The organism is Aeromonas sp. QDB63, from assembly GCF_027707425.1.
Classification (GTDB): Bacteria; Pseudomonadota; Gammaproteobacteria; order Enterobacterales; family Aeromonadaceae; genus Aeromonas; species Aeromonas caviae.
Genome location: NZ_JAPCIS010000003.1, coordinates 44,175 through 63,134, shown reverse-complemented (window position 1 = coordinate 63,134; position 18,960 = coordinate 44,175). Strand labels below are relative to the sequence as shown.

Sequence of the window (18,960 nt, the reverse complement as noted above, 5' to 3'; positions counted from 1 at the left end):
AGATGGACGCTGTGAAAAGGACAGGGCAGAATGAGCGGGCTTGTTCCAATTCTACGTAAGGAAATGTATGACCCAACAGAATGAGCAGCAGAGAAACCGCATGTTGAGCCTGTTGCGTGAAGGGGAGCGCCGCATGCTGGTGCAACTGGCCGGTCTGCTGCGTACCAGTGTCGACGAGATCAATGCGGAGCTGGAAAAAGAGGAGCTGTTGTCGGCGTTGGAGCAACCCATCACGGTGGAGTACCTCAACGGCGTGGTGCAGCATCATCTGTTCGAACGCCTGCACAAGGGGGACATGGTGGCGGCCCAGCGCATGCTGAACCAGTACCAGAGCGACCTCGAAGCCATGATGCGCCAGGAAACCAGGCAGGACGACACCCCGCCGGAAGAGGTCAAGGCCCAGGCCTGACCCCGCGAGGCCCTCTTCAGCACCATCATGCCATCGCATGATGGTGCCTCGCCCTTACCCCTCGAATCGCTTATCCCAGCGCCTTCTGCACCTGTCCCATGGGAATGGGGAACACCTTGTCGTAACTCCAGTTGTAGACGAAGGCATAGACCAGGTAGAAGAGCACGAAGCCCATATCCAGCACCAGCGCCTCCAGCAGGCCGATGTCGAGCCACCAGGACATCACCGGCAGGGCCACGATCAGCAGGCCCCCCTCGAACCCCAGGGTGTGCAGCACACGCTGCCACAGCGCCTTGTGGGTGTGGCCCTGATAGCGCAGCAGCAGCTTGTCCACCCCGATGTTGTAGACATAGTTCCAGACGGTGGCGACCACCGAGAAGAACAGGGCCAGGGGGCCCATGTGGTTGAGCCCGACGCCGGTCACCCAGCTGGCCAGCGGGGCGGCGATCAGCAGGCCAATCAATTCGAAGCCGATGGCGTGGCGCAGGCGGTCACGGGTCGTACGCATGGTCTGTCTCTCTCTTTGGTCAGGGAATGGCGGCAATGTATCGCCAAAACCGGATAGATTCACGTTGGTATCTATCGCTAAAATAGATAGATGTGACGACACAACAGCACGGCGGAGCAGGCTCATGACCCCTTCACTGGAACACTTCAAGGCATTGCTGGCGACGGCCGAGACCGGGTCGTTCTCGGCGGCGGCGCGCAGGCTGGGCAAGGCTCAGTCGGTGGTGAGTGCCGCCATCGCCAACCTGGAGATCGATCTCGGCCTTGCGCTGTTCGATCGCAGCGGCCGCTATCCCGTGCTGACCGAGGCGGGGGCCCGCATCTGTCAGGAGGCGGGGGTGCTGCTGGCCCAGAGCGAGCGACTGCAGGCCATCGCCGGCGAACTGGCCAACGGCGTCGAGTCGCGCCTTACCCTGGCCATCGACGATGACTCCCACCTGCCCTGGCTTGGTTCCCTGCTGGAGGAGTTCGCCAGCCGTTACCCGGCGGTGGAGCTGGAGCTGTTGTTCCCGCTGATGGAGGACGTGACCGAGCTGCTCAAGAGCGGCCGTGCCCAGCTCGGCATCAGCTATCAGAAGGCGCACCCCGAGCGGGAGCTGATCTCCCGCTCCCTGGGGACGGTCACCATGCCCCTGGTGGTCTCTCCGGATCACCCCCTGGCCCACAAGACGCCGTTGAAGGAGAGCGACCTGCAAGGGGCTCGCCAGTTGATGGTGACCGGACGGCGGGAGGGGACGGAGCGCCATCGCTTCCGCCTCTCGGCGCAAGTGTGGTGGGTGGAGGGGGATCTCGGGATCCTGGAGCTGGTGAAACTGGGGCTGGGATGGGCGGCGGTGCCCGAGTTTCTGCTGCACCGGCCCCTGGCGCGGGGGGAGCTGGTGGTGCTCAAGCCGGACTTCATCGCCGAGGCGGAACTGGCGCTGGAGTTGCAGTGGTATCGCGCCCGCCCGCTCGGGCAGGCGGGGCGCTGGTTGCAGGAGGCACTGCTGGCGCGGGTGCCTCGCTAGGGGGGATTCAGTCGATCAACGCATAGGGCAGGGGTTGCAGACCGAGGCTGGAGCCCTCTTCCAGCTTGAGGCGGAAGCGGGCGTCGGCCTCGGTGTCCTTGGGCAGCACGGCGGTGAGCCACACCTGACCCTGCTGCTGCCAGGCATTGAGCACCAGACCGCTGCGACGCCAGTTGTCACCGAGCTGGATCTCCAGGGTGTCACCGCTGGCCACCTGCGTTGCGGCAGTGCCGCTCAGCACGAAGAGGGCGCGGTTGTTGGCGCCGCGATACTTGGCGCGCGCCACCGTCTCCTGCCCCATGTAGCAGCCCTTGTTGAAGCTGATGCCATCAAGGGCTTGCAGGTTCAGCATCTGGGGGATGTATTCCCCCTGATGGACAGCTTCCAGATGGGGGAGACCGGCTTTGATTTCCAGCCCCCACCAGAGTCCTTCATCGCCCACCGGCAGGTTCAGGGCCTGCGGGGATGTGCTCGCCAGCAGCCAGCGGTCCGCCTCCACCCTGACTGCCATGCCGCCCTCCACCAGGCCGGTGCCGGTCAGCGCGAAGTGCTGTGCCATCCAGTCGTCCGTCCCCTGACCGGCCAGTCCGGCCAGGCTGCCCTGAAACTCGCCGATCTCGACCTTGGCAAAGATCGCAAACTTCTTGAGCTCCGGCAGCTGGCGGGCCAGCACCGAGGGCTTGGTCAGCATCAGCAGGCTGTCTTCCAGGCAGAGCAGGCGAAAATCGCTCCACAGCTTGCCCTTGGGATCGCAGTGGCCGCCGAGGGTGCTCTGGCCCGGTTGCAGGGCGTTGACGTCGCAGGTGACCTGACCTTGCAGATACTTGGCGCGATCCGGGCCGCAGAGGCGGGTGATGGCCAGATTGGTCAGGGAAAACAGGGTCGGCTCGGCAGGAAGAAGAGGGGTCGGCAGGCTCACGATGGGATTCCAGAGACAGAAAGTATGTGACCTGCATGGTAAAGACGTAAGGAATGTTTGTCAGCCGGAAAATCCTGCTGCTACCATTCCCCGGTCTTTGTAAGGAGAGTTCCATGTTGAACCCAAGTGAGAAGTCCCGCCTGAAGTGGGCCTGCCGTCGCGGCATGCTCGAGCTGGATGTGATCTTTATGCCCTTCTTTGAGCACGAGTTCGATGGCCTCGGCGAGGCCGAACAGCGCACCTTCATCCGCCTGCTGGAGTGCGAGGATCCCGAGCTGTTCCGCTGGTGCATGGGTCACGGCGTGCCCGAGGATCCCGATTTTGCCGCCATGATCCCCCTGATCCTCGAGCGCAACCAGGCCCGCCACGACAGCCTGCGCTGAGCCCGACTCGCGACCGCCACCCCTCATGGCCAGCCTCGCGTCTCCCCAGCGGGTAGTGATGCCCGTGATCGCCTCCCGCCAGCAGCGTCTGCTGCTGTGCATCCTGTTTCTGTTGCTGCTCTTGCCCGTCGCCAGCCTGATCCAGGGCTGGCAATGGGGGCTGTTCCTCCCTGTCTGGGGGCTGAGTCTGTGGCGCGTGTTGCGCCGCCATCCGGCGGCGAGCGGCGTGCTCGTCTGGGACGGGGAGTGGCTCGAGTGGCAAGGGGCACGCCATCGGCTGGGTCCCCGCAGCCGCATCCTGCCCGGGGTGCTCTGGTTGCGGCTGAAGACGGTGGAGGGCTCCGAGGGGCAGCTCTGGCTCTTCTCCGATGCCCTGGCCCCTGCACACTACCGCGCCCTGGCCCGCGCCATTCACCTCGCTGTCCGCTAGGGGCGTCTCTCTACCTGCTACATCTGCCGCTCATAGCAGATGACCCCGCCTGGGCGGGGTCATCTGGGGGAGGGCATACGCCCGAATCGAACGCAACGGCCTTATTCCAGATCCGGCGTCATTCCCGATCCGGGGTCAGCACGGTCGGCTTGGAGTCCGGCTGCATGTCCGGATAATCCAGGTTGTAGTGCAGACCGCGAGACTCCTTGCGCTCCAGGGCGCAGTTGACGATGAGCTCGGCCACCTGCAACAGGTTGCGCAGCTCCAGCAGGTTGTTGGAGACCCGGAAGTTGGCGTAGTACTCCTGCACCTCCTGCTTGAGCAGATCGATGCGACGCTTGGCCCGGGCCAGGCGCTTGTTGGTGCGCACTATGCCCACGTAGTCCCACATCATCAGTCGCAGTTCGTGCCAGTTGTGCTGGATCACCACCTGCTCGTCCGAGTCATCCACCTGGCTCTCGTCCCAGGCCGGCAGACTGGGGGGCGCCACGCTGGTGGGCAGCTTGGCCAGGATGTCGGCTCCCGCCTGATGGGCATAGACCACGCATTCGAGCAGGGAGTTGGAGGCCATGCGATTGGCGCCGTGCAACCCGGTATAGGTCACCTCGCCGATGGCATAGAGGCCGGGGATGTCGGTCTGGCCGTTGTTGTCGATCATCACGCCGCCACAGGTGTAGTGGGCCGCCGGGACGATGGGCATCGCCTCCTTGGTGATGTCGATACCGACCGCGAGGCAGCGCTCATAAATGGTCGGGAAGTGCTTGATGATGAAATCCGCCGGCTTATGGCTGATGTCCAGATACATGCAATCCGCCCCGAGGCGCTTCATCTCGTGGTCGATGGCGCGGGCGACGATGTCCCGCGGGGCCAGCTCGGCCCGCTCGTCAAACTCCGGCATGAAGCGGCTGCCGTCCGGGCGGCGCAGATAGGCCCCCTCGCCACGCAGGGCCTCGGTCAGCAGGAAGTTGGGGTCGTCCGGGTGGAACAGGCTGGTGGGGTGGAACTGGTTGAACTCCAGGTTCGCCACCCGGCAGCCGGCGCGCCATGCCATGGCGATTCCGTCGCCAGAGCTTACATCGGGGTTGGAGGTGTACTGGTACACCTTGGAGGCACCACCGGTGGCCAGCGCCACGAAGCGGGCGCGGATCACCTCGACCTGCTCGGCGTTGCGATTCCAGACATAGGCTCCCAGTACCTTGTTGCCCGGCAGACCCAGCTTGCGGGTGGTGATGAGATCGACCGCGTTGAAGCGCTCCATCAGCTGGATGTTGGGGTGGGCGCGCACCTGGTCGATCAGGGTGAGCTGCACCGCCTTGCCGGTGGCGTCGGCCGCGTGGAAGATGCGGCGATGGCTGTGGCCCCCTTCCCGGGTCAGGTGATAGTGGGATTCCCCCTCGGCATCCTCTTCCTGATCGAAGGGGACTCCCTGCTGAATGAGCCACTGGATGGAGTCGCGGGCGTTGCGGGCGGTGAACTCCACCACTGCCGGGTCGCACAACCCGGCGCCGGCGTTGAGCGTGTCGCTCACGTGGGATTCGATGCTGTCGGTCTCGTCGAACACGGCAGCGATGCCTCCTTGCGCATAGAGAGTGGCCCCCTCACTGATGGGCCCCTTGCTCAGAACCAGGACTTTGGCCTGGTCTGCCAATCGCAACGCGAGGGACAGACCGGCGGCACCGCTGCCAATGATGAGTACGTCGCAAAGGTATTCAACACTTGCTTTCATAAGTATCATTGGCCTGGATTAAGAACTGGCCCCATGGTAGCCCAAGGGGGGTTGTGATGCAGCCCGCATCACATTTTTTTCAATGCAAGCGAACTTTCCCTGATTCCTCCTGTCTGAACTTGTGCGCTTAGAAGGGGCCGGAAAAGAAAAACGATAACCTGATGGGGGTTTTACGGCTCTGATGAGCGACCAGAATCTACTGGACGAACAGCTGGTTGAACGGGTCCAGCGTGGCGATAAAAATGCATTCAACCTGTTGGTACGCAAGTACCAGCACAAGGTGGTCAACCTGGTGGCCAGGTATGTCAACAATCCGGGCGATGTACCGGATGTGGCGCAGGAGGCATTCATCAAGGCCTACCGTGCGTTACCGACATTCCGTGGCGAGAGCGCGTTTTACACCTGGTTGTACCGGATTGCCGTCAACACGGCCAAAAACTACCTGACGTCACAGGGGCGCAGACCGCCCAGCAGTGATGTCGAAGCGGACGAGGCTGAATATTATGGTGGTGGTGAAGCCCTGCAAGAGGTGGCCACCCCGGAAAACCTGGCGCTGACCGACGAGATCAAGCGTACCGTGTTTACCGCCATAGAAGCCTTGCCAGAAGATTTGAGAACGGCGATCACCCTTCGTGAAATGGAAGGGCTGAGCTACGAGGAGATTGCGGAGATCATGGATTGTCCGGTGGGTACGGTGAGATCCCGCATCTTCCGGGCGAGGGAAGCAATCGATAAAAAGCTGCAACCTCTGATCGAGCATTAACTGGGGAAAGACAGGCAAACTTATGGCAAATAAAGAGCAACTTTCAGCCCTGATGGATGGCGACCTTAGCGAAATCGAGGTACTGAACGAGCTGGGAACGGATCCCGCTCTGCAGGATACCTGGTCGCGTTACCATCTGATCGGTGATGCCATGCGGGGTGACCTGCCGGTCAATCTGCAACTGGATCTCAGCGACAGCATCATGCTGGCGCTGGAGGATGAACCCGCCATACTGGCGCCCAAGCCGGCACAGCCTGCTGCGCCCCAGGTGCAGCCCGCCGGCAAGGTGATCCCCTTCGTTCGCCGCTTTGGCCAGCAAGTGGGGCAGTATGCCATTGCCGCCTCCGTGGCTACCGCCGTCATCTTCGGCGTGCAGCAGTACCAGGGCAAGGATGGTGTGCCGACCAGCCCGGTGCTCAATACCATACCCGTGGGTGGCAGTGCTGCGCCGGTGAGCGTGCACTATCCCCAGGATGGCAGCCGGACCGGTGTGCGTCAGCAAGGTCTGAGCGAGCAGCAGATGCAGGAGCAGCGCGAGCGCATCAATGCCTTCCTGCGCGACCATCAACTGCAACAGCGTCTGCTGCAAGACAAGCAGATTCAGGAATAACGCATTTTTAGGGATCAGATCGTGCGCCAGTCCAGCCGTATCCTGCTGGCCTCTCTCCTGTTGATTTGTGCCAAGGCCTCGGCCGACGATCTGTCGGCCGAGGCCTTGTTGCAGCAGATGCAGAGTGCCGTTTCGCAACAGAACTTCGAATTGTCCATGGTCAAGGCCCGCCAGGGGCGCCTCGAGCCTATCCGTTTCAGCCACGGGATCATCGATGGCAAGGAGGTGGCTCACCTGAGCTATCTCGACGGCAAGGCCGTGGAGTTCCTGCAACGCCAGAACGAATACACCTTCTTCGAAAACACCCATGAACCCTACACCCTCAAGGGGGCGCGTTTCCCCGGGGTCTGGTCGAGCCTGGTGAGGATGCCGCTGCCCCGGGTGATGGAGAGTTATGACCCCGTGCTGGCGGGCCGCAGCCGGGTGGCCGGCCTGGTGGCACAAGTGGTGCGGCTGGTGCCCAAGGAGGCGGACAAGTACGGCTTCGTGCTCTGGATTGATGAACAGAGCCATTTGCTGCTGCGGGTGGACATGGTGGATCGAGAAGGCAATCTGGTGGAGCAGGTGCTGGGGGTGGATCTGGACAGGCAATCTGCGCCGGCCCCCTGGCTGGTCACCCTGGCACGCAGCAAGCTGCCGGATGCGCTGGCGCTGGAAGATGCCTATCCCGCTCCCCAGCAGACCCTCAACTGGCACCTGACCTGGTTGCCCGATGGCTTCAAGGTGCTCTCTCAGGATCGGCATCAGCTGGTCAGCACCAGTCTGCCGGTGGATTACATGATGCTCTCCGACGGGCTGGTGGATCTCTCCGTCTACGTCTCCCGGGTCGATCCCAAGCAGGCGGTGCGCCAGCAGTTGATTCGCCAGGGGGCTACCTCGCTGGTGAGTTTCGTCAACGAGGTCGGGGTGGAGATCACCGTGGTGGGCGAGGTGCCCGCCGAAACCGCCAAGCGCATCGCCGAGGCAGTGCAGCCCCTGGCTCGCAACGAGGCGGTGCAGTGAGTCTTTGCCGTGAGACTTGCCCTGAGGGTGCCGCCGTGCTGAGATCCGGTGCATCCACCGCCCCCTGTGAGGAGTCATCAGGTGAGTAACATGAGTGAAGAGCTGGCCACAGTAGTGGCCATCGACGGCAATCACGCCTGGGTGGAGTGCGAGCGGCGATCCGCCTGCAGCGGTTGCCACCAACAATCCAGCTGCGGGACCGGCACCGTCGCCAAGGCCTTTCCCATGAAGGCGCAGCGGCTGCGGGTCGCCCTCACCGGTGATGTGGCGGTGGGCCAGCAGATCCGCCTGGGCATCCCTCAGGCCAGCATCCTGCGCGGTGCGGCTCTGGTGTACGTGCTGCCGCTCTTCTGTCTGCTGCTGGGCGCCCTGCTCGGCCAGCTCTGGCTGGTGCCGCTCTTGTCGGCGGGAGAGGGGGTGACCATCCTCTGCTGTCTGCTGGGCGGCGCCATCGGATTTTTACTGGTTCGTTACTTTTCTGACCGGCTCGAGCAGGGGGAATACGGTCCCCGCATGCTCGGGGTGGTGCTCAATACCCGTCATCTCTCTTGAGGGGCCGGGTCTGGCGGAGGGCATCCAGGTGCCCAACGCCCGCCAGACAAGGCGCTATTTGTGGGGCCCGCCGACTAAAGATTGGCCGTCGACCGGGTTATCCAGTAAAATCCTGCCCTCATATCCGACCCTAACTTAATTTTGAGTGATTCTTGCTCGATGAAACACATTCGTAACTTTTCGATTATTGCGCACATCGACCACGGTAAGTCGACCCTGTCGGACCGTCTGATCCAGACTTGCGGCGGCCTGTCCGATCGCGAGATGCAGGCCCAGGTGCTGGACTCCATGGATCTGGAGCGCGAGCGCGGCATTACCATCAAGGCACAGAGTGTGACCCTGAACTACCAGGCACAAGACGGTAACACCTATCAGCTGAACTTTATCGACACCCCGGGCCACGTGGATTTCTCCTACGAGGTTTCTCGCTCCCTGGCTGCCTGTGAAGGGGCACTGCTGGTGGTGGATGCCGGTCAGGGGGTTGAGGCACAGACTCTGGCCAACTGCTACACCGCCATGGAAATGGATCTGGAAGTGGTGCCGGTGCTGAACAAGATCGACCTGCCGGCCGCAGAGCCCGAGCGGGTTGCCGAGGAGATCGAGGACATCGTCGGCATCGACGCGGTGGACGCGGTGCGCTGCTCCGCCAAGACCGGCCTCGGTGTCGATCTGGTGCTGGAAGAGATCGTCGCCAAGATCCCGTCCCCGGAAGGGGATCCGGAGGCGCCGCTGCAGGCGCTGATCATCGACTCCTGGTTCGACTCCTACCTCGGGGTCGTGTCGCTCGTGCGGATCAAGAACGGTTCCCTGAAAAAGAACGACAAGATCAAGGTGATGAGCACCGGTCAGGTATGGGGTGTGGATCGCATCGGTATCTTCACGCCGAAGCAGGTGGACACCGACGGCCTGGGTTGTGGCGAGGTAGGTTGGGTCGTCTGCGGCATCAAGGACATCCACGGTGCGCCGGTGGGGGATACCCTGACCCTGGCCAAGCACGGTGCCGAGAAGGCGCTGGCCGGTTTCAAGAAGGTGAAACCCCAGGTCTATGCGGGCCTGTTCCCCATCTCCAGCGATGACTACGAGTCCTTCCGCGATGCGCTGGAGAAGCTCTCCCTCAACGACGCCTCCCTGTTCTACGAACCGGAGAGCTCCACGGCGCTGGGCTTCGGCTTCCGCTGCGGCTTCCTCGGGATGCTGCACATGGAGATCATCCAGGAGCGTCTGGAGCGTGAATACGATCTGGATCTCATCACCACTGCGCCGACCGTGGTCTACGAGATCGAGCTGAACGATGGCTCCACCATCCACATCGACAGCCCGGCCCAGATGCCCGCCATCAACAACATCAAGGAGATGCGCGAGCCCATCGCCGAGTGCCACATCCTGCTGCCGCAGGAGTACATGGGCAACGTCATCACCCTCTGCATCGAGAAGCGCGGCGTACAGACCAACATGGTCTACCACGGCAAGCAGGTGGCGCTGACCTACGAGATCCCGATGGCGGAAGTGGTGCTCGACTTCTTCGACCGTCTGAAGTCCACCAGTCGCGGCTACGCCTCCCTGGACTACGGCTTCAAGCGCTTCGAAACCTCCGACATGGTCCGTCTGGACATCATGATCAACGGCGAGCGGGTCGACGCCCTGGCCATCATCACCCACAAGGATAACGCCCAGTATCGCGGTCGCCAGGTGGTGGAGAAGATGCGTGAGCTGATCCCGCGCCAGATGTTCGACATCGCCATTCAGGCCGCCATCGGCAACCAGATCATCGCCCGCAGCACCGTCAAGGCATTGCGTAAAGACGTCACCGCCAAGTGCTACGGTGGTGACGTGAGCCGGAAGAAGAAGCTGCTGAACAAGCAGAAAGAAGGCAAGAAGCGGATGAAGTCCCTGGGTCGTGTGGACGTGCCGCAAGAGGCCTTCCTCGCCATTCTCCACGTCGGAAAGGATTAATCGATGGCAAGCACCTTTTCCCTGATCCTCGTCGTCGTCACCCTGCTGACTGGCATCATCTGGACGCTCGACAAGCTGGTCTGGGCCAAGCAGCGGGCGGCCAAGATTGCCGCCGCCCGTGCCAATGCCGGTCCGGATGTGGACGAGAAGACACTGGCCAAGGTGGCCCCCATGCCGGTCTGGATCGAACAGACCGGCGGGGTTTTCCCGGTGATCGCGCTGGTGCTGATCCTGCGCTCCTTCATCTTCGAGCCGTTCCAGATCCCGTCCGGCTCCATGATGCCGACCCTGCTGGTGGGCGACTTCATCCTGGTGGAGAAGTTCGCCTACGGCCTCAAGGACCCGGTGACCAACACCAAGTTCCTCGAGACCGGCGAGCCGAAGCGCGGTGATGTGGTGGTCTTCAAGTATCCGCTGGATACCCGGGTGGACTACATCAAGCGGGTGGTCGGCATGCCCGGCGATCGGGTCATCTATCGCAACAAGGAGCTGATGATCCGGCCCAAGTGCGATGAGCAGGAAGGGAAAACGTGCCCCGGCTTCCAGAAGCTGGACGTCAAGTTCGAGCAGCGCGGCGAGTTCAGCCAGATGGGGATCCCGCTGGATCGCTACACCGAACAGTTGGGCGATGTCTCCCACGAGACCTTGCGCAACCCGCTGATGCCGGACCTGGTGGACCGCTACTATCGCCAGCCCGGCACCTACCCCGACGAGTGGGTGGTGCCGGAAGGCCACTATTTCGTGATGGGTGACAACCGCGACAACAGCACCGACAGCCGTTTCTGGGGCTTCGTGCCCGAGCAGAACCTGGTGGGCAAGGCGGTCGCCATCTGGATCAGTTTCGAATTCGAGCGCGAGGAAGGGTCCAGCTTGCCGAGCTGGGTGCCGACCGGTGTGCGCTTCAACCGCATTGGCGGAATCAAGTAAATGAATATCAAGATGAACAGACTGCAGTCCCGTCTCGGGCATGTCTTTCAGGATCCTGAGCTGCTGACCCGGGCACTGACCCATCGCAGCGCAGGGTCCCGTCACAACGAGCGCCTGGAATTTCTGGGGGACTCCATCCTGAGTCTGGTGATTGCCGATGACCTCTTCCACCGCTTCCCGCAGGCGGCGGAAGGGGATCTCAGCCGGATGCGCGCCACCCTGGTGCGCGAGAAGACGCTGGCCGAGCTGGGCCGGGAATTCGACCTCGGGGATCACCTGATCCTGGGGCCGGGGGAGCTGAAAAGCGGCGGTTTTCGCCGCGAGTCCATCCTGGCCGACACCGTCGAGGCGGTGATCGGCGCCGTCTATCTGGACACGGATCTGGAGCGGGTGCGCAGCCTCCTGCTCGGCTGGTATGCCAGCCGCCTTGGCGAGATCAAGCCCGGGATCGAACAGAAGGATCCCAAGACCCGTCTGCAAGAGATCCTGCAGGGCAGCCGCAAATCCCTGCCGACCTACACGGTGACCAACGTCAAGGGCGAGGCCCACAACCAGGAGTTCACCGTCCAGTGCGAAGTGGATGGGCTGGATGGCCCCCTGGTCGGGATCGGCTCCAGCCGCCGCAAGGCCGAACAGGCCGCGGCGCAGCAAGCACTGGAACGGCTGTCATGAGCACCATGACGGATCCGGCACTGTGCGCTCTTTTCACTCCATCAGCATTGGGAACGCGGTCATGACAGATACCACCTATTGCGGCTTTGTCGCCATCGTGGGCCGCCCCAACGTGGGCAAGTCCACCCTGCTCAACAAGTTGCTCGGCCAGAAGGTCAGCATCACCTCGAAGAAGCCCCAGACTACCCGTCACCGGATCCTGGGGATCGACACCGAGGAGAACCATCAGACCATCTATGTGGATACCCCGGGTCTGCACATCGAGGAGAAGCGGGCCATCAACCGTCTGATGAACCGCGCCGCCACCAGTTCCCTGGGGGACGTGGCCATGGTGGTGTTCGTGGTGGACGGCACCCACTGGACCAAGGATGACGAGATGGTGCTGGGCAAGCTGCGCCACCTCAAGTGCCCTGTGGTGCTGGCGGTCAACAAGATCGACAACGTCAAGGAGAAAGAGGATCTGCTGCCGCACCTCGAGTGGCTGGGTCAGCAGATGAACTTTGCCCACATCCTGCCCATCAGCGCCGAGAAGGGCACCAACGTGGAGAAGATCCGCGAGTGGGCCAAGGATCTGCTGCCGGAGAACGTCCACTTCTTCCCGGAAGATTACGTGACCGACCGCTCTTCCCGCTTCATGGCCTCCGAGATCATCCGCGAGAAGCTGATGCGCTTCACCGGCGAGGAGCTGCCCTATTCGGTGACGGTGGAGATCGAGCGCTTCAAGGTGGAGGAGACCGGTCTTTACCACATCCACGGGCTCATCCTGGTGGAGCGCGAAGGCCAGAAAAAGATGGTCATCGGCAACAAGGGCGAGAAGATCAAGACCATCGGCACAGAGGCGCGCATCGACATGGAACGGCTGTTCCAGAACAAGGTGCATCTCGAGCTGTGGGTCAAGGTCAAGTCCGGCTGGGCCGACGACGAGCGGGCCCTGCGCAGCCTCGGGTATGGCGACGACTGATTGCTGACCCCGGCTTTCGTCATCCACAGTCGGCCCTATCGGGAGACCAGCCAGCTGGTCGAGGTCTTCACCCAGGATAGCGGTCGATTCACCCTGGTGGCTCGCGGTTCCCGCGGGCCACGCTCCTCTCTGAAGGGGCTGCTTCAGCCCTTCACCCTGCTCACCATTGCCTGGCGCGGCAAGGGGGATCTCAAGAACCTCACCCAGGTGGAGTGCCCGGATCACTCGTTGCGCCTCGGCGGGGATCGTCTCTTCTACGGCCTCTATCTCAACGAGCTGGTCTACTACCTGCTGGAAGCGCACACCCCCTTCCCCGAGGTGTTCGATGCCTATGCCCGTGCCATCATGGCACTGGCGGACGGAGAGACCCCGGAGCTGCCCCTGCGCCGCTTCGAGTTCCTGCTGCTGCAGGCCCTGGGCTACGCGGTGGACTTCGAATATGCCGCGGACGACGACTCCCCCATCGACCCCACCCTGCTCTACGGCTTCGAGCGGGAGCTCGGCTTTGTCGCTTGCGAGCGGGCGCCGGATCCCCGTACCCTGTTCCTCGGCGCCCACCTGCTGGCCTTCGCCGAGGGGCGTTTTGACACGCCTCCCTTGCTGCAGGCGGCCAAGCGTTTCAGCCGACTGGCGCTGCAGCCCTATCTCGGCAAGCGTCAACTGAAGAGCAGGGAGCTCTTTTTGAAGCGAAAAGGCAGTGTTTCAAGCTGATTTTTATTATCTGGTGATGTTTTGTGTTTATGACATCGCCTTTCATGAACAATAATGCTGTCGCCGCGACCAGAACCGGCCTGCGGCGGCACATGGACAGAGGAGCGGGCTCCACCCGCTCCGGCATTCACAGATGACCTGTATCAAGGAGTAAGCAATGAGCGAGATCTACCTGGGTGTGAACATCGACCATATCGCCACCCTGCGCAACGCCCGCGGCACCCAGTATCCGGATCCGGTACAGGCCGCCTTCGTGGCCGAGCAGGCCGGTGCCGATGGCATCACGGTCCACCTGCGGGAAGATCGCCGCCACATCACCGACCGGGACGTGGAGATCCTGCGCCAGACCATCCAGACCAGGATGAACCTGGAGATGGCGGTGACCGAGGAGATGATCGGCATCGCCTGCCGCATCAAGCCCCACTTCGTCTGCCTGGTACCGGAGAAGCGCACCGAGGTGACCACCGAGGGTGGTCTGGACGTGGCGGGCCAGCTGGACAAGGTGACCGATGCGGTGACCCGTCTTGCGGCCGTCGGTGCTCAGGTATCCCTCTTCATCGATGCGGATCCGTTGCAGATCGATGCGGCCGCCGCGAGCGGTGCTCCCTTCATCGAGATCCACACCGGCCGCTACGCCGATGCCACCACGGATGCCGAGCGCAACGCCGAGTTCAAGCGCATCGCAGCCGGAGCTTCCTACGCCGCTGGCAAGGGCCTGAAGGTCAATGCGGGCCACGGCCTGCACTACCACAACGTCAAGGCTATCGCCGCGATCCCCGAGCTCTATGAGCTCAACATCGGTCATGCCATCATCGGTCGCGCCGCCTTCGACGGTCTGGCCAAGGCGGTCAGCGACATGCGTGCGCTGATGCAGGAAGCCCGTCAGGGGATCTGATGCCGCTTCGCAGGTATGAAAACCACAAGGGACGCTTCGGCGTCCCTTGTGGTTTTCAGGAATGGAGGGAGGGGTGAACCCCGTGCTCATCTGGCATGGGGCCGGGCATCCGTGTGCAGAGGGCGAAAGGGAAGGGGCGTCTCAGCCTGGTTCCGGGAAGTAGCGCTCCAGCAGGGCGGTGAGGATGGCCTGGCACTCGGCATCCGGCTCGCCGGTGACCAGGGCGGGGCGAAAGTGAAGCTGGAAGGCGCGCAGGACGGCGCGGCTCTGCTCATCCCAGGCGCCGTGCTGGGGTAGGCCGTAGCCGTAACGGGCAAGCTGCTGCTGCCATTGCAGCGCATCCCAGGGGATGAGCTGCGTCTGGCGCAGCTCGGCCACCCGGGCCTCGTCGGGCCAGGCGCCGACACCGTAGCGCAGGGCGAGCTCGCGCCAGGGGAACCGGGGGCCGGGATCCTGCTTGCGCTCGGGGGCGACGTCGCTGTGGGCCAGCACCTGGGTGGGGGGGATGTGGTAGCGTTCGACCAGATCCCGGGCGAGTGCGCCGAGGGCGGCGGTCTGGGCAGGAGGATAGGGTTGCCAGTGTCTCAGATGGGCGGGCAGGGCCGCGTCTTTCTCGTCATACCCGAGATTCACTATCTCGATGCCGAGCGAACTGGCGTTGAGCCCGGCGTAGTGATGCCAGCGACTGCGTCCGGCGTGCCAGGCCCGCTGGCTGTCGGGCACCAGCTGGTAGACCGGGAACGGTTGCTCGTCGGTGTCGCGGGGGATCAGGTAGTGGGCGCTCACCTTGTGCTCCGGCTCGGTCAGCAGGTGCAGGGAGCGGGCATCCTCTTCATCCGTGTAGTGCAGGATGAGAAAGGCGATGCGCTCGTTCTGGCTAGCGCTCTGATGATCCTGGTTGAGCCGATAGGGTGCAGGCTGGCAGGCGCCGAGCAGCAGGATGAGGGGCAGTGACCAGAACCAGCGCGCCGCGAACCGACACGCACCGCCGCTCGCCGACGGGCGTGGAGTCAGCAGGCGGCGCCAGCCCATGGTCTAGCCTCGCACCTGGCCGGAGGCGGTCATCAGGGCCCGGGCCTGTATTTGGCGGTGAGGCCAATCAGGAAGTTGCGCAGGATCTGATCCCCGCAATCCTGATAGTGCTTGTGATCCCTGGCGCGGAACAGGGCGCTCAGCTCGGACTTGGAGAGGTTGAAGTTCGCGAGCTTGAGGGTGCCCAGCATCTCCTCTTCCTTGTAGTTGAGGCCGATGCGCAGCTTGCGCAGGATCAGGTTGTTGTTGATCCGGTTCGGGATCACCTGGGGCGGGGCATCTTCCCGCACACCGCGGCGCAGGGCGATGAAGCCGTCGAGGAACTGGCTCAGTGCCGAGTCCGGGCAGGCGGCGAAGCCCGCTTCCTGTGCCTCGCCCTCTTCGGCCTCTTTCATCAGCCAGCCGTGCAACTGGGCATGGGTGATGGCCAGATTGCCCTTGGCAAAGATCTCGACCATCTGGTCGTTGCTGATGCTGAGGGCATAGCGCAGGCGGCGCAGAATATCGTTGTTGGTCATGTTGACTCCTGTGGAAACGGCGCAGATGTTACCACCTGCCGCCTGTCCAGTCAGAAAAAGCGCCTCAGTCGGTCAGGGCCAGGTAGCGGGGTGCCTCTTGCCTCACCTGCTCCAGGGCATCCTGCAGCTCCAGCAACTCGGGTTCCAGATCGCTCACGGCGACCCCGTCGCGCAGCTGCTGCTCGAGCTGGGAGAGCAGGCGTTGCAGACCCGGCACCCCGGAGTAGGCGCAGCCACCGTTGAGGCGGTGGAGCTGGGCCAGCACGTCTGCATCGTCGGCACTCCCTTCCAGCGCCGCCGCCAGGATGGGCTCCACCTCGTCGAAGCTGGCCAGCAGCATGGTCAGCATCTCCCGGGCGAGGGCTGGCTTGCCGGCGGCCTGACGCACGGCGAGGGGCCAGTCTATCTGCTGATCCCCGTGATTCTGGTGCCGCCGGTGGGCGAAGTCGGTGATGAGCTGTGCCAGCATCCCCTCGTCGATGGGTTTGGCCAGGTAGTCGTCCATGCCCTGGCGAATGAGGCGCTCCCGCTCACCGGGAATGGCATGGGCGGTGACCGCGACGATGGGGGTCTCGGTGTTGAGGGAGTGGTGGCGGATCGCCTGGGTGGCGCTGATGCCGTCCATGACGGGCATCTGGATATCCATGAAGATGATGTCGAACGGCTGGCTCTGGGCCAGGTTGACCGCCTCCTTGCCGTTCTTGCACACCACCACCTCGGTCACCATCTCCTTGAGCATGGCGGCGATGAGCTTGAGGTTGGCGGCGTTGTCATCCACCGCCAGCACCTTGACCGCCTGCACGCTTCGCGGCGTCGGCGCGGGCAGGGGGGCACGGCGTACCGCCTCGGGGGAGAGCAGGGCGTGCAGCAACTTGCGATGGTTGATGGGCTTGGAGAGGCAGTGGACGGCGCCGTGGGCCAGCATGGCGTCGTAGAGGGCCGGCTCGTGGCTGCTGAGCAGCACTATGGTGTTCTGCTGGCCGTCCAGTCCGTCGAGACGGGCAATCACCTGCTGCGGGCTGTGCAGGGTGCTGCTGCCGATGAGCACCATGTCTTGGCTGCTCATCGGGGGCCACTCCTCGTCCACCGTCAGGGAGTGCACATCCAGGTGCCACTCTCCCAGCAGGGCGAGCAGGGAGGCGTGAGTGAAGGGATCCGGCTCCAGCAGCCAGACCCGCTTGCCCTGGATGCGATCCAGCGGAAGCCGCTCGCTCTGGGGCAGGGGCGAGACATCCAGATCGAGGTGGAACGAGAAGACCGACCCCTTGCCGAGTTCGGATTCGAAGCGGATCTGGCCCCCCATCTGCTGCACCAGCTTCTGGGTGATGACGAGCCCGAGCCCGGTGCCCCCATAGCGGCGGGAGATGGAGGAGTCTGCCTGGTTGAAGGCCTGGAACAACTGGCGCTGCTGCTCTTCCGAGATGCCGATGCCGGTATCGCGAATCAGCACCCGCAGGCGCACCTTGTTGCCGCTGGATTCCCCGGTCTGCTCGACACGCACGTCCACGTTGCCGCGCTCGGTGAACTTGATGGCGTTGCCGGTGAGGTTGGTGAGCACCTGCTGCAGGCGCATGGGGTCGCCGGTGAGGTAGTCCGGCACGGCGGCATCCACCTGGAGGGAGAGTTCGAGCTGCTTGTCGTGGGCGCTCGGCCCCAGCAGGTGCATGGTCTCGTTGAGGGTGTCCCGCAGGCTGAAGGGGATGTGCTCGAGCTGCAGCTTGCCCGCCTCCAGCTTGGAGAAGTCGAGGATGTCGTTGATGATTCCAAGGAGGTTGCGCGCCGACTTCTCGATGGTCTGCATGTAGTCAGTCTGGCTCGGGGTTAGGCTGGTCTTGAGCAGCTGGCGGGTGAAGCCGATGACCCCGTTGAGAGGGGTGCGCAGCTCGTGGGACATGTTGGCGAGGAACTCGGACTTGACCCTGGCCGCCTCCTGGGCGCGCTTCTTCGCCATGTCGAGCTCGACGTTCTGGATCTCGATCTGCTCGAGGGTCTCCCGCAGATCCGACGTCGCCTGATCGATGTTCTGCTGCATCTCCTCGTGATATTCGGAGAGCGCCTTGGCCATGGCGTTGATGCCGTTCTTGAGCATGTCCAGCTCGCCGGTGAGCTGGCCGCTGACCCGGGTATCGAGTCGCCCCTCCCTGATCCGGTGCACCGCCTGCACCATGTCGGTGATGGGCTGGGTCACGCTCTTGACCAGACGGAAGCCGAACAGGGCGCTGATGGCCAGCCCGATGAGCACGATGATGACCGCGAAGAAGGCGTCGCGGTACTGCAGGACGATGGCCCTGTCCGTGGCGAGCTGCATGGAGATGTAGCCGATGACCGGCGGCTCCAGATCGCTTGGCAGCGGGAAGCCGTCCAGGCTGGTCTCTGCCTGGATGGGGGTGCGCAGTATGATGTCATCGCCGTTGACGGAGACGCTGGTCAGGGCCGGGATGATGCTGCCGTCCGGCAGACGAAGCTGGCTGAAGTCCCTGTGGTAGTTGGACGTCACGAACAGCTGGTTCTCCTGGGTGAAGACGGCGATGGACTTGATGAAGGGCGAGTTTTTGCGATGGGTGAGCCCGATCAGCCGCTTGAGGGATTCGCGGCTGTGCTGTGTCATGCCGTATTCGCTGGCGATGGCCAGGGGCTCGATGATGTTGATGCCCTGATCGATGAGGTTGTTTTCCAGCTGCTGATAGCGGTGGAAGGTGAAATAGCCGGCGATGAGGCCGCCAATGATGAGGGTCGGCAAGATGGTGAAGGCCAGCACCCGGGCCCTGAGACCGTACTTGGTCATGCCGCCGACCCGCCTTTCGCAAGAGAAGCCATGATCCGGGGCGCATGCAGGCACTGGGGTCGGGCAGGCAATACAGTCATTGTCGCTGTACGGGGTCTCAGGCCGTATCCGGTCATATCAATGGGCCACTTTTGGTCAGAATGGACGATGGGGCGGATGCCGCGGCTGGGGTCCTCAGGCCGTATTTGGTCATACGAT

20 protein-coding genes are annotated in these 18,960 nt (G+C 63.2%); 14 read left to right on the top strand and 6 right to left on the bottom strand.

Going from position 1 to position 18,960, the window contains the following annotated elements; translation table 11 throughout:
* Nucleotides 1-67 precede the first annotated feature (67 nt).
* Nucleotides 68-409 carry a hypothetical protein gene (locus tag PG879_RS03050; protein ID WP_010675652.1) on the top strand — a complete coding sequence of 114 codons (342 nt, stop codon included), beginning with the start codon at nt 68-70 and terminating at the stop codon, nt 407-409.
* A 70-nt stretch (nt 410-479) separates the two neighbouring features.
* On the opposite strand, the gene PG879_RS03045 is transcribed toward PG879_RS03050, so the two are convergent.
* A complete protein-coding gene (locus PG879_RS03045) occupies nt 480-917 on the bottom strand; it encodes a PACE efflux transporter (RefSeq protein WP_039040541.1) in 438 nt (145 codons plus the stop codon).
* A 124-nt stretch (nt 918-1,041) separates the two neighbouring features.
* Here PG879_RS03045 and PG879_RS03040 point away from each other — a divergent pair, with 124 nt between their 5' ends.
* Entirely contained in the window at nt 1,042-1,923 is an 882-nt protein-coding gene (locus tag PG879_RS03040) for a LysR family transcriptional regulator (RefSeq protein ID WP_270829704.1), read from the top strand.
* Between the two features lie 7 nt (nt 1,924-1,930).
* On the opposite strand, the gene ygfZ is transcribed toward PG879_RS03040, so the two are convergent.
* The gene (ygfZ, locus tag PG879_RS03035; protein ID WP_270829703.1) at nt 1,931-2,842 is read right to left on the bottom strand and encodes a tRNA-modifying protein YgfZ; all 912 of its coding nucleotides are present in this window, start codon (nt 2,840-2,842) and stop codon (nt 1,931-1,933) included.
* A 113-nt stretch (nt 2,843-2,955) separates the two neighbouring features.
* Between ygfZ and PG879_RS03030 the strand changes: the two genes are divergently transcribed.
* Both PG879_RS03030 and PG879_RS03025 read left to right on the top strand, forming a co-directional pair.
* Nucleotides 2,956-3,225 (top strand): FAD assembly factor SdhE, encoded by a 270-nt coding sequence (locus PG879_RS03030; RefSeq protein ID WP_041213909.1) that lies wholly within the window; start codon nt 2,956-2,958, stop codon nt 3,223-3,225.
* Nucleotides 3,226-3,283: 58 nt separating this feature from the next.
* On the top strand, nt 3,284-3,655 hold the full coding sequence (locus PG879_RS03025) for a protein YgfX (RefSeq protein ID WP_270829794.1): 372 nt from the start codon (nt 3,284-3,286) through the stop codon (nt 3,653-3,655).
* A 118-nt stretch (nt 3,656-3,773) separates the two neighbouring features.
* On the opposite strand, the gene nadB is transcribed toward PG879_RS03025, so the two are convergent.
* Nucleotides 3,774-5,381, bottom strand: a complete 1,608-nt coding sequence (gene nadB / locus PG879_RS03020; protein ID WP_048208412.1) for an L-aspartate oxidase — start codon at nt 5,379-5,381, stop codon at nt 3,774-3,776.
* Between the two features lie 181 nt (nt 5,382-5,562).
* On the opposite strand from nadB, the gene rpoE reads away from it, so the two are divergent.
* The 10 genes from rpoE (at nt 5,563) to pdxJ (ending at nt 14,427) form a co-directional block, all read left to right on the top strand.
* Nucleotides 5,563-6,144 carry an RNA polymerase sigma factor RpoE gene (gene rpoE, locus PG879_RS03015; protein WP_010675645.1) on the top strand — a complete coding sequence of 194 codons (582 nt, stop codon included), beginning with the start codon at nt 5,563-5,565 and terminating at the stop codon, nt 6,142-6,144.
* A gap of 22 nt (nt 6,145-6,166) precedes the next feature.
* Nucleotides 6,167-6,754 (top strand): sigma-E factor negative regulatory protein, encoded by a 588-nt coding sequence (locus tag PG879_RS03010; RefSeq protein ID WP_042864942.1) that lies wholly within the window; start codon nt 6,167-6,169, stop codon nt 6,752-6,754.
* A gap of 21 nt (nt 6,755-6,775) precedes the next feature.
* The gene (locus PG879_RS03005) at nt 6,776-7,756 is read left to right on the top strand and encodes a MucB/RseB C-terminal domain-containing protein (RefSeq protein ID WP_010675643.1); all 981 of its coding nucleotides are present in this window, start codon (nt 6,776-6,778) and stop codon (nt 7,754-7,756) included.
* 90 nt (nt 7,757-7,846) lie between these two features.
* Nucleotides 7,847-8,308 carry a SoxR reducing system RseC family protein gene (locus PG879_RS03000; protein ID WP_039040538.1) on the top strand — a complete coding sequence of 154 codons (462 nt, stop codon included), beginning with the start codon at nt 7,847-7,849 and terminating at the stop codon, nt 8,306-8,308.
* 159 nt (nt 8,309-8,467) lie between these two features.
* A complete protein-coding gene (gene lepA / locus PG879_RS02995) occupies nt 8,468-10,261 on the top strand; it encodes a translation elongation factor 4 (RefSeq protein WP_052815668.1) in 1,794 nt (597 codons plus the stop codon).
* A gap of 3 nt (nt 10,262-10,264) precedes the next feature.
* Nucleotides 10,265-11,188 carry a signal peptidase I gene (gene lepB, locus PG879_RS02990; RefSeq protein WP_010675640.1) on the top strand — a complete coding sequence of 308 codons (924 nt, stop codon included), beginning with the start codon at nt 10,265-10,267 and terminating at the stop codon, nt 11,186-11,188.
* Nucleotides 11,189-11,860 carry a ribonuclease III gene (gene rnc, locus PG879_RS02985; RefSeq protein WP_042864945.1) on the top strand — a complete coding sequence of 224 codons (672 nt, stop codon included), beginning with the start codon at nt 11,189-11,191 and terminating at the stop codon, nt 11,858-11,860.
* 61 nt (nt 11,861-11,921) lie between these two features.
* Nucleotides 11,922-12,821, top strand: a complete 900-nt coding sequence (era, locus tag PG879_RS02980) for a GTPase Era (protein ID WP_041211854.1) — start codon at nt 11,922-11,924, stop codon at nt 12,819-12,821.
* The gene (gene recO, locus PG879_RS02975; protein ID WP_039040537.1) at nt 12,822-13,532 is read left to right on the top strand and encodes a DNA repair protein RecO; all 711 of its coding nucleotides are present in this window, start codon (nt 12,822-12,824) and stop codon (nt 13,530-13,532) included. It begins immediately after the preceding gene.
* A gap of 157 nt (nt 13,533-13,689) precedes the next feature.
* Nucleotides 13,690-14,427 carry a pyridoxine 5'-phosphate synthase gene (pdxJ, locus tag PG879_RS02970; RefSeq protein WP_010675636.1) on the top strand — a complete coding sequence of 246 codons (738 nt, stop codon included), beginning with the start codon at nt 13,690-13,692 and terminating at the stop codon, nt 14,425-14,427.
* 141 nt (nt 14,428-14,568) lie between these two features.
* On the opposite strand, the gene PG879_RS02965 is transcribed toward pdxJ, so the two are convergent.
* The 3 genes from PG879_RS02965 to barA form a co-directional block, all read right to left on the bottom strand.
* The gene (locus PG879_RS02965) at nt 14,569-15,459 is read right to left on the bottom strand and encodes an N-acetylmuramoyl-L-alanine amidase (protein WP_113977608.1); all 891 of its coding nucleotides are present in this window, start codon (nt 15,457-15,459) and stop codon (nt 14,569-14,571) included.
* A 32-nt stretch (nt 15,460-15,491) separates the two neighbouring features.
* Entirely contained in the window at nt 15,492-15,977 is a 486-nt protein-coding gene (locus PG879_RS02960) for a DUF1456 family protein (protein WP_010675634.1), read from the bottom strand.
* Nucleotides 15,978-16,041: 64 nt separating this feature from the next.
* Nucleotides 16,042-18,762, bottom strand: coding sequence for a two-component sensor histidine kinase BarA (gene barA / locus PG879_RS02955; protein ID WP_223924910.1), 2,721 nt, complete (start codon nt 18,760-18,762; stop codon nt 16,042-16,044).
* Nucleotides 18,763-18,960 lie beyond the last annotated feature (198 nt).

Excerpts from the sequence above, each read along its gene's own strand:
- pdxJ (WP_010675636.1), top strand. The coding sequence starts at position 13,690 with ATGAGCGAGATCTACCTGGGTGTGAACATCGACCATATCGCCACCCTG.
- PG879_RS03010 (WP_042864942.1), top strand. The coding sequence starts at position 6,167 with ATGGCAAATAAAGAGCAACTTTCAGCCCTGATGGATGGCGACCTTAGC.
- PG879_RS03025 (WP_270829794.1), top strand. The coding sequence starts at position 3,284 with ATGCCCGTGATCGCCTCCCGCCAGCAGCGTCTGCTGCTGTGCATCCTG.
- nadB (WP_048208412.1), bottom strand. The coding sequence starts at position 5,381 with ATGAAAGCAAGTGTTGAATACCTTTGCGACGTACTCATCATTGGCAGC.
- barA (WP_223924910.1), bottom strand. The coding sequence starts at position 18,762 with ATGACCAAGTACGGTCTCAGGGCCCGGGTGCTGGCCTTCACCATCTTG.
- PG879_RS03040 (WP_270829704.1), top strand. The coding sequence starts at position 1,042 with ATGACCCCTTCACTGGAACACTTCAAGGCATTGCTGGCGACGGCCGAG.
- rpoE (WP_010675645.1), top strand. The coding sequence starts at position 5,563 with ATGAGCGACCAGAATCTACTGGACGAACAGCTGGTTGAACGGGTCCAG.
- rnc (WP_042864945.1), top strand. The coding sequence starts at position 11,189 with ATGAATATCAAGATGAACAGACTGCAGTCCCGTCTCGGGCATGTCTTT.
- PG879_RS03045 (WP_039040541.1), bottom strand. The coding sequence starts at position 917 with ATGCGTACGACCCGTGACCGCCTGCGCCACGCCATCGGCTTCGAATTG.
- era (WP_041211854.1), top strand. The coding sequence starts at position 11,922 with ATGACAGATACCACCTATTGCGGCTTTGTCGCCATCGTGGGCCGCCCC.
- PG879_RS03000 (WP_039040538.1), top strand. The coding sequence starts at position 7,847 with ATGAGTGAAGAGCTGGCCACAGTAGTGGCCATCGACGGCAATCACGCC.
- PG879_RS03050 (WP_010675652.1), top strand. The coding sequence starts at position 68 with ATGACCCAACAGAATGAGCAGCAGAGAAACCGCATGTTGAGCCTGTTG.
- PG879_RS02965 (WP_113977608.1), bottom strand. The coding sequence starts at position 15,459 with ATGGGCTGGCGCCGCCTGCTGACTCCACGCCCGTCGGCGAGCGGCGGT.
- PG879_RS02960 (WP_010675634.1), bottom strand. The coding sequence starts at position 15,977 with ATGACCAACAACGATATTCTGCGCCGCCTGCGCTATGCCCTCAGCATC.
- lepA (WP_052815668.1), top strand. The coding sequence starts at position 8,468 with ATGAAACACATTCGTAACTTTTCGATTATTGCGCACATCGACCACGGT.
- lepB (WP_010675640.1), top strand. The coding sequence starts at position 10,265 with ATGGCAAGCACCTTTTCCCTGATCCTCGTCGTCGTCACCCTGCTGACT.
- PG879_RS03030 (WP_041213909.1), top strand. The coding sequence starts at position 2,956 with ATGTTGAACCCAAGTGAGAAGTCCCGCCTGAAGTGGGCCTGCCGTCGC.